Here is a 12,062-nt window from a genome sequence, read left to right as displayed (position 1 = left end):
ACATTTTATGATAGAGTGCCTTTTCTTTTTTGGCTAGAATATCGCTCAAATACCCTCGAGAAATATTTTACACTTACGCGGTTTTGCATAGAGATTTGTCATTCCATGGTGGTTATGATAACGTTACGTTGTAAAATAGGTATACATAGCAAATTTCAAAGGAGGTATTTTAATGAGTGTCCATATTAATGCACAACAAGATGAAATTGCTGACAAAATTCTATTACCTGGCGACCCGCTACGAGCTAAATTTATTGCGGAAACATTTTTAGAGGATGTTTCCCAGTATAATAAGGTGCGTGGGATGTATGGATTTACTGGAACATATAAAGGGGAAAAAGTGTCTGTCCAAGGCACAGGAATGGGTGTCCCATCCATTTCCATTTATGTCAATGAGCTTATCCAAAGTTATGATGTTCAAAAACTTATCCGTGTTGGTACATGTGGTGCAATTCAAAAAGATGTGCACGTGCGCGATGTTATCCTTGCACAGGGATCAACAACAGACTCACAAATAAATCGCATGGTATTTAAGGGAATTGATTATGCCCCACTTGCTGATTTTGCATTATTAAAAAATGCTTATGATGCGAGTACGGAAAAAGGGATCGAGCCAAAAGTAGGCAACGTTTTTACTAGTGATACCTTTTACCGGGATAATGCTCAGGAGGTAAATGAATTACTCGCCGCATACAAGGTATTAGCCATTGAAATGGAAACCACTGCATTATATACATTAGCAGCTAAATTCAACCGGCAGGCACTATCCATTTTAACTGTGTCCGATCATATTTTAACCGGTGAGGAAACGACAGCAGAAGAGCGGCAAACAACATTTCACGAGATGATGGAAATTGCCTTGGATGCTGTTATTAAATAAGGCGTAATGATTTAACCGTTCTAGCTACTAATGCTTGAACGGTTTTTTGGTATTGGTAAACCTAAAAAAAAATAAGTTGACAATATGTTTGTATTCTCTTACTATTAAAAAAAGAGAGGAGCATACATATGAAACGATTACGTCCGATTGATCTAACATTTGCTGCTGTATTTGTCTGTTTAATGGCTATTGGGGCAAATATTACGGTTTGGTTCCCATGGCTTGCGATTCCAATTGGTGGTGCATCGGTACCATTATCCTTGCAAAACTTCTTTGCCGTGTTAGCAGGACTAATGCTTGGTAAACGGCTTGGTGCAATTTCCATGATCACCTATATGTTTGTAGGCATTTGTGGTGTACCGGTATTTGCGGGCATGAAGGCTGGTCCCTTTGCATTGATTAACCCGACCGGTGGATTTATTTTTTCATTTATTTTCGTTGCCTTTTTTGTTGGCTTACTCTCCGAACGGGTTAATCGCCCATCCATCCCATGGTATACATTCGCTGCGGGTGTCGGCTTAGTATTTAATTATGGAATAGGTGTCACATATATGTATGTAGCGATGAGTACGTGGTTGCATCTGGATATTACCTATATCGTTGCCTGGACAGGCATGATACCGTTTCTATTGAAAGATGCCGCATTCGCAGTTCTTGCAGCAGTCTTTATGGTAAATGTAGCCAAACGGGTTCCCACGAAATGGATCAATATAAAGGCGCATTAAATAATCTGCACGTATGAGAAATTTCCCGTATTTGTTTGATCTTTAATCGAAGAACAGGGACATCAACCGCATTCACGGAAACATCGACCTGGGAGCGTGAACATCAACCGCATTCACGAAAACATCGACCTGGGAGCGTGGACATCAACCGCATTCACGGAAACATCGACCTGGGAGCGTGAACATCAACCGCATTCACGAAAACATCGACCTGGGAGCGTGGACATCGACCGCATTCACGAAAACATCGACTTGGGAGCCTGAGCATCAACCGCATTCACGAAAACATCGACCTGGGAGCGTGGACATCGACCGCATTCACGAAAACATCGACTTGGGAGCCTGAGCATCAACCGCATTCACGAAAACATCGACTTGGGAGCGTGAACATCAACCGCATTCACGAAAACATCGACCTGGGAGCGCGAGCATCAACCGTATTCGTGGAAACATCGACCCTGGAGCGTGAGCATCAACCGCATTCACGAAAACATCGACCTGGGAGCGTGGACATCAACCGCATTCACGAAAACATCGACCTGGGAGCGTGGACATCAATCGCATTCACGAAAACATCGACCTGGGAGCGTGAACATCAACCGCATTCACGGAAACATCGACTTGGGAGCGTGAGCATCATCCAAAAGCAAAAAGCACTAAAAAACAACAGGTGCCCAGTAACGGGTTACCTGTTGTTTTTCATTAACCTTAATTAATTTGTTCACGAAAGACCTGTAATGCTTCATCCTCATTCCATTCTTTGAATTGCTCTTCACTCAATGTGCCGTCGCCCATTTTAACGATATACACTTCTACTTCTTTTTTACCCCACTTATTATAAACATCGTCTACAGTCGGGTAATATAAATCAATCTCATGACCATTAATCGCAGCGCCCTTATCGGCCACCACACCATATCCATAATCCGGAATATACATGATTGTGCCTACTGGATAAACATTTAAATCGGCAGCAATGGTAGAATACAAGTCTCGTTGTACTTTCACACCTGAATAAGTGATTCCATATCCCGGGTGATCCGGAGATTTGCCCGTGGATTCCATCCCTGCTGTATACCCTGTGGCAAGAACTGTGGCCGTTGGATATTGTTCCATATTCATTACTTCTTCTATCGTTTTAGGTCCTTCGATTTCTTCACTGGAAATATACCGTTTGGACTCGTTTTCGTGATTTAATGATTTCTCTTGAAGGGTAACCTGGTTCTGTCCAAGTTCGCCATTGGACATGCTTCCAGACGCTGGTTCCTGTTGTACTACCCAGGCTTTCACGTCTGTCAGGGTAACATTCGAAATACTGGTAAGTGTCGTATAAAACGCGCCTAAAAACAATAGAAACATTCCAGTTCTTCGCAAAAACTTCATTTTTTTCATGATAACACCTCACTGGATGCTATCATTTCCAATCTAGTAACTTTTTATTCATAAAATAAAACTAACATCAGTGGAATGCCTTTCCTCTCACTGATGTTAGTTGAACAGAATCGTACCTTTATGGGAGTTGACTCCCACCTTTTTCTATTTTTGTTTTCACCTTAAATCTTGCTCTCCGTTAAGAGTGAGATAAGGTTTAGAACATTTGATACCCACTTTTACGAAGAAATTTAATCACAAAACCGGAAACAATGGTCCCGATAAACCCTGAGGCAAGTATCGTAATATCAACTGGTGTTAAATGGATTAATCGTGTAAATGCAATTTGAAACGATTCACCCGGATGTTTAAAATATTCCGTTGTAGCAATACCATCCACGATGATTAACACAATAAATGGGTATATAAACGACATTAACCATGTGCGCCTTAGTAGCATATTTAATATAAATGCAATCCCGAAGAAAATAACAAAAAACAATATAATTGATACGACAAATTGAATCAAAGCAATTGTCCCCCTACTTCATTAACTAAACATATACGTTTCATTTTAAACGAAAAAATACAAAAAGCAAAGGCAATCCTTCACCTTTCGCGGAATTGTCAAATTTGAAGACGAGGGGGGCATTTTCCGTTACAACCATTAATAAAAAATATTAAATTTGCCTTTTCTCATTAAAAGACCAACTCCACCTAATTTCAGCAAATAACGATTATCGATCATTTTCTTCATGACAGTAGCCTTAAATCCGAACAACTTACGATTATTCAGCACAATACCAATCGCATCATTCGCTCCAAGTGATGCCACCGTACCAAGAATTTTTGCTTTAAAATGTTCTAATTGTTTCTCCCCCTGGATCAGCGCCTTGATATTTCGGGCAACTGTTTGCGATTCCTGGATCGCAATTTGTGCGGTTGGCGGAAATGGCCGGCCTGTTACGGGATTCGTCACAAGTGCACAATCGCCAAGGACAAAGACATCGTCAAAACCTGGTACCCGCATATCTTTTTCTACTTCAATTTTTCCGCAGTTCGTAACAAATCCAGATGTTTCCATAATGGCATTTGCACGGACGCCAGCAGCCCAAATCACCGAATAAGTTGGAATGCTTTTTTCTTTCCCACCTTTTTCATAAACAATATAAGTCGGATGACATTCCTTAACTATTGCTCCCGTGATAAATTCTACCCCACGTGCCTCTAAAGAATTCCTAGCATATTCAACAAGTTGGGAATCAAACCCGGGCAAAACGGTTGGTGCTCCTTCGATCGTAATAATCCTTACTAGATTTTTGTTAATGTCGTATTCCTTACACAACTCAGGAATACGATTGGCCAGTTCGCCAACGAATTCAATACCGGTAAAACCGCCACCACCAATGACAATGTTTAATCGTGCTTGATCTTTATTCGGATCATTATGATACATGGCAAAGTTATATTCAATGTGCTCTCGGACTAACCGGGCACTATTTATATTGCCAATCGTGAAGGCATTTTCTTTCAACCCCGGAATACCAAATGTTGCTGCTTCAAATCCAAGGGCAACCACCAATATATCATATACAACTTCTCCGTTTTTCAATTTTACTTTTTTCTCATCTGATTTAATTGCGACAACCGTATCCATAACAAACGTTACCTTGTTAAAATCGACCACTTCCTTAATCGAGATCCGTGTTCGATCATGATGCAAGGTACCTGCTGCGTTTTCATGCAGCCAGGTCGTTTGGTAATGGTAATTATTATTATTAACAAGCGTTATATTTGCTTCATTTGTTCCCAATATTTTTTGCAGTTTAACCGTTGTCATCATACCACCATACCCGGCACCAATGATTACAACATTTGGTTTCTCCATGCGTACTCCCCTTTTTGTTCTCTGTTCTATCTATTATTCTGTTACATATTTCACGTAAACGCATATCTAAACACCTGTCTAAAAGCGACCAGCGTAACATTTGAAATAATTATGTAACAAAAACGTAATATAGTCCACACCATATCTTAAACTTTTTGCTCCAATTTTTCAACCCTCTTTTTTGCTTAAAATCCATGAACCTCTGTCACAATACGGTAAATTTAGTCATTTGGTCATAAATCATGACCAAATGACTACACGAACCAACACAGCATATTTCTTTATGATAAAATCAAATTGTCGTAGTATAGAAGAAGATAGAATGGAGGAGCTAATTCATGTCTGAACAAATATATGATGTAACGATTATCGGTGCAGGCCCCACTGGCTTGTTCACTGCGTTTTATGGTGGAATGCGGGATGCAAGTGTAAAAATTATTGAGAGTCTTCCCCATACCGGAGGGCAACTGACCGCATTATATCCCGAGAAGGATATCTATGATGTTGCAGGGTTCCCCAAAATACGTGCACAGGAACTCGTCGATAATTTGGAGGAACAAGCAAACTTGTTTGACCCGACGATTGTATTGGGACAAGCCGTTGAGAAAGTCGAACGGCTGGAAGATCAAACACTAAAATTGATAACAGATAAAGAGGTACACTTTACCAAAACGATGATTATTACTGCCGGAAACGGTGCATTCCAACCACGCCGCTTGAATGTTGGCGACTATGAGAAATTTGAAGGGATTAATTTGCACTACCATGTAAAAGACATGAACCATTACAAAGATCAGCACGTCATGCTGTTAGGTGGTGGAGACTCGGCAGTTGACTGGGCATTGATGCTTGAACCAATTGCTGAAAAAGTTACCTTGGTCCATCGTCGCGATAAATTCAGAGCACATGAATATAGTGTTGAAAAATTAATGAATTCAAGTGTGGACATCCTGACCCCATTTGCACCAAGTGATATTAGTGGCAGTGATAGAATTGAACAGGTATTACTGCAGGAAGTAAAAGGTGAACGTGCACTGGAGATTCCGGTTGATTCCGTATTATGTAATTACGGGTTTGTGTCTACACTGGGGCCAATAAAAGATTGGGGCCTGGAAATTGAAAAAAATAGCGTCGTTGTGAACACCAAAATGGAAACAAATATTCCAGGAATTTATGCAGCGGGGGATATTTGTACATACCCGGGGAAAATCAATTTAATTGCAACTGGCTTTGGTGAAGGGCCAACTGCGATCAACAATGCCAAGCAATATATTGATCCAAAAGCAAGGATCCAGCCAAAACATTCGACAAGCATGTTTTAATAAGCACCCTTTGGCTGCGAGGTGTTGTTTACCAGCTGCGGGCACTGAACATGTCATTTCAGTTAATAGCTGAATTTTCTTATGTTTTTAAGGATCGTCTTCTATCACCTATAAGCATTAACGTGATGGAACACGATCCTTTTCAAAGCTATGGAAACTTTAAATTTCAGTAAATCCAGAAAAGAGAGCGGAGTTTCGAGGGTTTGATGATTAACATAGACAAAAAAATTTATTGGCTCAAAACAACGTTGTAAAACCCATGGTCATTCCTGTAAGTTATTCTTTAAATATCTTGTTTGGTGTAATACTCGAACAACTTCAATGTATTCATCATGTATCCTATAAATTATCCTATAGTTCTTCATCATTTTTTCTCTAATCAACTCAGAATTATATTTTGGTACAATCCTTCCTGAATATGGAAGTGGATAGTATCAACCATACTTACAATTTCGCGGGCAACTATTTTTGTATACCTTTCTGAGTCCTTTGCAATATATAAACAAATATTTTCCAAATCATTAGCTGCTAATAATTACCATCTCAACCCAACTACTTACTCATACACCCCTTTACTTGATGATGGGTAAGATATTTTCCTTCATCAAGTTGCTTTAATCCAGCGTCTATTTTAGATTGAATATATATTTCCTCCATATTATCTTCATAAGTTACACCATTAGGAAGTTCTTCTATTGCTTTTATAACATTTATCTTTTACACTCATTTTTTTCACCTCAATCATTTACCAATTCTTGTTGATCATTATAACGGAACTCCTGCTGTTCGCCAGCATGTTTTTATTGCAATATAAGCGCGAAAATAAAGCCAGAGCACTCATCCAAGAGCGCTCTGGCTGATTCTTAGCATTTTTCCGGGCTGCCTTCACGGTTCTTTGCTTTAAATGATGAACCACAGCCACACGATACAATGGCGTTCGGATTATCGATGCTGAATCCCCCGCCCATCATGTTCTGTTTAAAGTCAATTGTTGTTCCCTCAATAATGGGAATATCCTGTTTAAATATGACAACAGGAATCCCGTTAATATCATCTACCATATCCAATTCTTCGTTCACATCATGATCAAATCCCAGTGAATAGGATAAACCACTGCAGCCCCCACCTTTGATACCAAACCTAAGGCGAACATTTTCGTCTTCGTCTTTCATCATATCTTTGACCTGTTCCACAGCATTATCTGTTAACTCAATAACCATTTTTTGTCCTCCTTTGTTTTTAGATGGTTCAACTATCATGTGTTAGTACAAGTATACAAACAGTTTCAACATGATTCAAACTTTTTATCTCCGCTTCAAATCATGTTTATCCAATGCCTGATAGATCGTTTTCAACCTGGGAATTCCTTCCGCTACAAGCTCATCGTTTACGAATACGATCGGATAAAACATATCTTCTTCGATGACCCGCTGCGAAAACTGCTGATGTTTCGCTACTTCAGGTGGAGCATCAATATCAATATATTCATACCCGATAGCTTCTGTCATATATTTCCTTCCAATTGCAGCTTGCAGCCATTCATACGTATCCTTTGAACCTGGAGCACCGACACAGCTGGCACAAATTTGCTGGGCACCATAAACAGTAATCCTTACTTTTTTCATCCCCATTATCAAAACCTCCACCATCATCATTACTTTTATTTTACAAAACCCATGAAGAAAGGTAAAATGAAGCTAACTGAATGATACCAATTGAAAAGATTTCTCAATAGATTTTTTTTGCTTTTCGACTTATAATAGAGAATAAGGAAAGGAGAAGATGGATAATGCAAGAACAAGTGCGTGAAGTATTAGAAAAACTGCGTCCATTTTTACTGCGAGATGGTGGAGATGTGGAATTAGTTGATGTTGATGAAAATGGCATTGTACTTCTTCGTCTAATGGGAGCATGTGGTAACTGTCCAAGCTCAACCATCACGTTAAAAGCTGGAATTGAACGTGCATTAATGGCAGAAGTTCCAGGCGTAACGGAGATTGAACAAGTATTCTAGACGACAAATAAAACAGTGTCCAGGTAGCTATACATTCCATCATATATATAGGCAGACAACCTTTTACAGGTGTCTGCCTTTTTATCCCGCCTTAACGGGTAGTAAGACCCCACTTTAAAATTTTGAGGGGCAACCAAAAAAGATAAGTGGGGTCAACTGGAGAACAAAGGTCCGATCCTGTTCTCAGCCTTTATTCTCCAGTTTCAGTAGGGGAAGAAGGGGCAGGATAAAACCGTCACGTCTTATGCGTCGGAAACCTCCGTTGAATGAAGTTTCACTTTATCCTACTTTACCGGTGTGATCGGTTCCTCTCCCGTTAAAACATGCGCTATATTTGTTAAACACAACTGCGCCATTTCCATTCTTGTTGCCATACTAGCTGATCCGATATGTGGTAGACAAACGATATTCTTCAATTGCAATAGTGGGTGGCTGTTACGAATGGGCTCCTGCTCAAAAACATCCAATCCAGCAGCATGAATCTCCTGCGTCTGTAATGCGTCATATAATGCCTGTTCATCCACCACCCCGCCACGCGAGACATTAATAAATATCGCTTCTTTTTTCATTGTTTGAAAGGCATGGTGATTAAACAACTTGTTTGTTTCCTTTGACAACGGTACAACTGATACGACAAAATCCGCTTCCCTCAGCAGTGTTTCAAAATCAGTATATGTCGCCTGCAACGTACTTTCAGCTTGCGGATGACGTGATCGATTATGGTACAAGATCTTCATATCAAATCCCTTCGCTCGTTTGGCAATCGCAGTACCAATCCTTCCCATCCCAACAATCCCCAGCGTCTTGTGATGAACATCCGTACCGGCCAATAAAAACGGAGACCAATGCTGCCAGAGATCGGTCTTTATATACGTATTTGCCTCTAGCATTCGTCTGGCGGTTGCCATTAACAAAGCAAACGCTAAATCGGCAGTTGTTTCTGTCAGGACATCTGGTGTATTAGTCACTGTTATACCTATTTGTTTCGCCGTCTCTATGTCAATATTATCATAACCAACCGCCATGTTGGCAACTACTTGTAAATGAGTAGCCTTTTCCAACAGCTCCTTATCCACTTGTTCTGTAAGCAGGCAAAACAACCCATTAGCCGTTTTTACCTCTTCCAATAACACTTCCCGCGGTACCGGCTCCTCCTCTTTTTCCCACATACGAATATCAAACAATTCCTTATAGGGCTCTAATATTTTATCCGGGAGTTTCCTCGTAATATAAATCCGTTGTTTCGTCATCTATTCATCACCCCTGTATCATTCTTACACCCAGTGTAACACAGGTATCTGCAAGCCTTGCTGATCGATATCTAAATTTGCAAAGAAATCTCCTAACCGTTGTTCATATCGCTGTTGTTTTGCAAGTAAATACACAAGCTCCTGATATAACTGATCATATGTCGCCCGCTGAAACAATCCACGCTCTAGTACATCGAACAGGTGGATAGGAAAAATTAATCTGGCATACACTAACCTCCAGCTGAAAATGGATAATGGACGAATCGATTGATAATCTTGCAGAAACTGATTTATGTCTGCATTTTTTTCCTCCTCCTGCAAAAAATACGTACGAATATACTCAGCTAGATCGCGTGCCGGATGATCGTATACCAGACTGTCCGTCCACAACACGGAATTTGCCACACTGTCCTGATAGCGTTTAAACGAAATCGTACCCTGATCGACCTGATCAAAGCGATTTTCCTGCTCTGTTTCTTGCACATATTGAATAGCATTTTCACTTATTCCGATAATATAAGGAAACATATCCTTCACAAGCCGGTAATAAGCACAAGGATTTTCTTTGGCTTCATTGGTTAGATGATTTTCATACAGGGTTAACTTATCAATCCACAGCTTCCTCCATTGTCCATAGCTGGATGTTTCCTTGGGTTCATATTGATACATTGCACCGAGTTGATGGAACTCAGCCAGCTGTCTGCCTGGTGAAGAAGAAATCTGCTTCCTTTGTTCGTTTACCTGTAAGACCAGATAATGTTTCCCTTGATGCTCGATAAACCAATCACCGTGTTTTGTCCGAACTGGTATTGCCAGATTAGGATAATTGTTTTCCGCTAAGTAATAGGCTAATGCCGCTTGCTCCATATGAATTGCTTCCTTGTCGGCTGCGGAAATGATAAAATAGATATTGTCTCCGCTTTTATTTCCATGTCGATTGTCCAGTACAGCAATATCTTCCGTTTGCACATCATAATATGCTGCAAGTAAGTCCTGCAAAAGACTCCCTCCCTGAATTGCTTAGTTATCCTGCCTAATCAGCAATATACCCCACAATGTTGAGGGCGAAATGTAAGTCACTTTATTAAGTATATGTTACGAAAAGAGAGATCTTAACTAAAATTAAAAATGAAAGGGGATCCATCCAATTGGATAAAAATACAAAACAAAGTGAATTAGAATTAAAAGCAAGAGAATGGTTAACCGAACGAGGTGTAACCATCGATGATATTGCCGAACTCGTGTATTACTTACAGGCGAAATACCATGACGATTTAAGCATCGAGGATTGCAAATTTAATGTTGACCGCGTGTTAACGAAACGTGAAGTGCAAAATGCCATTTTAACCGGTATTCAGCTGGATAAACTTGCGGAAGCCAACCAATTGGACCATCCCTTGCAGCAAACGATTGAAACGGATGAAAGTCTATATGGTGTTGACGAAATCATCGCCTTATCGATTGTTAATGTTTATGGTTCCATTGGTTTCACAAACTACGGCTATATTGACAAACAAAAACCAGGCATCCTGCAGCGATTAAATGATAAATCAACCGGGGAATGCCACACCTTTCTCGATGATATTGTTGGTGCTATTGCAGCTGCAGCATCAAGCCGACTGGCCCATGGTACAGCCGATACGAAACAACTGGATGATTGACCGAAAAAGCTTATAAAAAATGTGGGGGAGCAAAGGAATCTTTCCCTTTCTCCCCCACTGAGACAGGATAAAAAAAGGGATGCGAATTTACATGTGAATTGGCATCCCTAATTAGTATATTATTTATATTTTTCCCCAAACGGAACCTGTTACTAAGAAAACTGCATCCCCTTTAAATGTGCTCAATCCATTCCGCCAGATTCTGTACATGATAAGTTGGCTGTGGATCTAATGTTGGCAGATCAGTATACGGCGTCACCCCAGTAAATACCATCAAGGTGTCCATTTCCGCATGAATCCCTGCCAGGATGTCGGTATAGTAATTATCCCCGACCATTAACGTTTCCTGGCTTGTCACCCCTAAGGCCTTCAATGCCTCAGTTGTAATAATTTTTTCCGGCTTGCCAATAAAAGTCGGCTTCTTACCAGTACTAACCGTAATAACGGAGGTGAGTGCCCCATTTCCCGGAACAAGCCCCCGCTCTGTCGGAATCGCGATATCACTATTTGTAGAAAGAAACGATGCACCATCACGAACAGCCAAAGTAGCGGTTGCCAGTTTTTCATAGCTAATCGCCCGATCAATCCCGACAACCACAAAATCTGCATTTACATCGGTTACCTGCAAATCTTGTTTATGGAGCGCATCGATCAATCCTTCTTCCCCAATTACAAAACAACGTGCTCTTTGTTTTTGCTGTGCGATATAGCTTGCTGTTGCCATACTGGATGTAAAAACATGATTCGGGGTTGACCTGATCCCCATCTTGGTCAGTTTTTCAGAAACTTGCTCCTGTGTTTTCGCCGAGTTATTCGTTAAAAATAAATATGGAATATCTTTTTTATGTAAGGCCTCAACAAATTCTGCTGCTGCTTCTACCCGCTCATTCCCACGATACATCGTTCCGTCCAAATCAATTAAATATGCTTGATAGTGTTTCACGTTATTGG

At 40.4% G+C, this 12,062-nt stretch carries 13 protein-coding genes and 1 pseudogene; 5 read left to right on the top strand and 9 right to left on the bottom strand.

Annotation, left to right across the window (positions count from 1 at the left end; all coding sequences use genetic code 11):
* Window positions 1-172: 172 nt before the first annotated feature.
* Both deoD and WMZ97_RS16935 read left to right on the top strand, forming a co-directional pair.
* Window positions 173-880 (top strand): purine-nucleoside phosphorylase, encoded by a 708-nt coding sequence (gene deoD / locus WMZ97_RS16940; RefSeq protein WP_343273279.1) that lies wholly within the window; start codon window positions 173-175, stop codon window positions 878-880.
* Between the two features lie 128 nt (window positions 881-1,008).
* Entirely contained in the window at window positions 1,009-1,605 is a 597-nt protein-coding gene (locus tag WMZ97_RS16935) for a biotin transporter BioY (RefSeq protein WP_343273278.1), read from the top strand.
* 708 nt (window positions 1,606-2,313) lie between these two features.
* Here WMZ97_RS16935 and WMZ97_RS16930 read toward each other — a convergent pair.
* The 3 genes from WMZ97_RS16930 to WMZ97_RS16920 all read right to left on the bottom strand — a co-directional run bounded on the left by WMZ97_RS16930 (window position 2,314) and on the right by WMZ97_RS16920 (window position 4,864).
* On the bottom strand, window positions 2,314-2,997 hold the full coding sequence (locus WMZ97_RS16930; protein WP_343273277.1) for a 3D domain-containing protein: 684 nt from the start codon (window positions 2,995-2,997) through the stop codon (window positions 2,314-2,316).
* A 196-nt stretch (window positions 2,998-3,193) separates the two neighbouring features.
* A complete protein-coding gene (locus tag WMZ97_RS16925) occupies window positions 3,194-3,505 on the bottom strand; it encodes a YuiB family protein (RefSeq protein WP_343273276.1) in 312 nt (103 codons plus the stop codon).
* A 138-nt stretch (window positions 3,506-3,643) separates the two neighbouring features.
* A complete protein-coding gene (locus tag WMZ97_RS16920) occupies window positions 3,644-4,864 on the bottom strand; it encodes an NAD(P)/FAD-dependent oxidoreductase (RefSeq protein ID WP_343273275.1) in 1,221 nt (406 codons plus the stop codon).
* A gap of 338 nt (window positions 4,865-5,202) precedes the next feature.
* Here WMZ97_RS16920 and WMZ97_RS16915 point away from each other — a divergent pair, with 338 nt between their 5' ends.
* Window positions 5,203-6,186 (top strand): NAD(P)/FAD-dependent oxidoreductase, encoded by a 984-nt coding sequence (locus tag WMZ97_RS16915; RefSeq protein WP_343273274.1) that lies wholly within the window; start codon window positions 5,203-5,205, stop codon window positions 6,184-6,186.
* 263 nt (window positions 6,187-6,449) lie between these two features.
* Here the strand turns inward: WMZ97_RS16915 and WMZ97_RS21970 are convergent.
* The 3 genes and pseudogenes from WMZ97_RS21970 to WMZ97_RS16905 form a co-directional block, all read right to left on the bottom strand.
* Window positions 6,450-6,596 (bottom strand): annotated as a pseudogene (locus WMZ97_RS21970) (type II toxin-antitoxin system RelE/ParE family toxin); the annotation flags it as partial.
* Window positions 6,597-7,049: 453 nt separating this feature from the next.
* Window positions 7,050-7,406, bottom strand: a complete 357-nt coding sequence (locus WMZ97_RS16910) for a HesB/IscA family protein (RefSeq protein ID WP_343273273.1) — start codon at window positions 7,404-7,406, stop codon at window positions 7,050-7,052.
* 84 nt (window positions 7,407-7,490) lie between these two features.
* A complete protein-coding gene (locus WMZ97_RS16905; protein WP_343273272.1) occupies window positions 7,491-7,817 on the bottom strand; it encodes a YuzD family protein in 327 nt (108 codons plus the stop codon).
* A 158-nt stretch (window positions 7,818-7,975) separates the two neighbouring features.
* Between WMZ97_RS16905 and WMZ97_RS16900 the strand changes: the two genes are divergently transcribed.
* Window positions 7,976-8,200 carry a NifU family protein gene (locus WMZ97_RS16900; protein ID WP_343273271.1) on the top strand — a complete coding sequence of 75 codons (225 nt, stop codon included), beginning with the start codon at window positions 7,976-7,978 and terminating at the stop codon, window positions 8,198-8,200.
* Window positions 8,201-8,484: 284 nt separating this feature from the next.
* On the opposite strand, the gene WMZ97_RS16895 is transcribed toward WMZ97_RS16900, so the two are convergent.
* Window positions 8,485-9,450 (bottom strand): 2-hydroxyacid dehydrogenase, encoded by a 966-nt coding sequence (locus WMZ97_RS16895; RefSeq protein ID WP_343273270.1) that lies wholly within the window; start codon window positions 9,448-9,450, stop codon window positions 8,485-8,487.
* Between the two features lie 24 nt (window positions 9,451-9,474).
* Window positions 9,475-10,449 carry a protein kinase family protein gene (locus tag WMZ97_RS16890; RefSeq protein WP_343273269.1) on the bottom strand — a complete coding sequence of 325 codons (975 nt, stop codon included), beginning with the start codon at window positions 10,447-10,449 and terminating at the stop codon, window positions 9,475-9,477.
* Window positions 10,450-10,598: 149 nt separating this feature from the next.
* On the opposite strand from WMZ97_RS16890, the gene WMZ97_RS16885 reads away from it, so the two are divergent.
* Window positions 10,599-11,111 (top strand): phosphatidylglycerophosphatase A family protein, encoded by a 513-nt coding sequence (locus tag WMZ97_RS16885; RefSeq protein WP_343273268.1) that lies wholly within the window; start codon window positions 10,599-10,601, stop codon window positions 11,109-11,111.
* Between the two features lie 172 nt (window positions 11,112-11,283).
* Here the strand turns inward: WMZ97_RS16885 and WMZ97_RS16880 are convergent, their stop codons facing one another.
* A complete protein-coding gene (locus tag WMZ97_RS16880) occupies window positions 11,284-12,054 on the bottom strand; it encodes a TIGR01457 family HAD-type hydrolase (RefSeq protein ID WP_343273267.1) in 771 nt (256 codons plus the stop codon).
* Window positions 12,055-12,062: the final 8 nt, after the last annotated feature.

Source organism: Lentibacillus songyuanensis (assembly GCF_039548255.1).
Classification (GTDB): Bacteria; Bacillota; Bacilli; order Bacillales; family Amphibacillaceae; genus Lentibacillus_C; species Lentibacillus_C songyuanensis.
The sequence above is the reverse complement of the archived record's forward strand: the minus strand, read 5'-3'. Positions and strand labels throughout refer to the sequence as shown.

Excerpts from the sequence above, each read along its gene's own strand:
- deoD (WP_343273279.1), top strand. The coding sequence starts at position 173 with ATGAGTGTCCATATTAATGCACAACAAGATGAAATTGCTGACAAAATT.
- WMZ97_RS16935 (WP_343273278.1), top strand. The coding sequence starts at position 1,009 with ATGAAACGATTACGTCCGATTGATCTAACATTTGCTGCTGTATTTGTC.
- WMZ97_RS16930 (WP_343273277.1), bottom strand. The coding sequence starts at position 2,997 with ATGAAAAAAATGAAGTTTTTGCGAAGAACTGGAATGTTTCTATTGTTT.
- WMZ97_RS16920 (WP_343273275.1), bottom strand. The coding sequence starts at position 4,864 with ATGGAGAAACCAAATGTTGTAATCATTGGTGCCGGGTATGGTGGTATG.
- WMZ97_RS16915 (WP_343273274.1), top strand. The coding sequence starts at position 5,203 with ATGTCTGAACAAATATATGATGTAACGATTATCGGTGCAGGCCCCACT.
- WMZ97_RS16910 (WP_343273273.1), bottom strand. The coding sequence starts at position 7,406 with ATGGTTATTGAGTTAACAGATAATGCTGTGGAACAGGTCAAAGATATG.
- WMZ97_RS16905 (WP_343273272.1), bottom strand. The coding sequence starts at position 7,817 with ATGGGGATGAAAAAAGTAAGGATTACTGTTTATGGTGCCCAGCAAATT.
- WMZ97_RS16900 (WP_343273271.1), top strand. The coding sequence starts at position 7,976 with ATGCAAGAACAAGTGCGTGAAGTATTAGAAAAACTGCGTCCATTTTTA.
- WMZ97_RS16895 (WP_343273270.1), bottom strand. The coding sequence starts at position 9,450 with ATGACGAAACAACGGATTTATATTACGAGGAAACTCCCGGATAAAATA.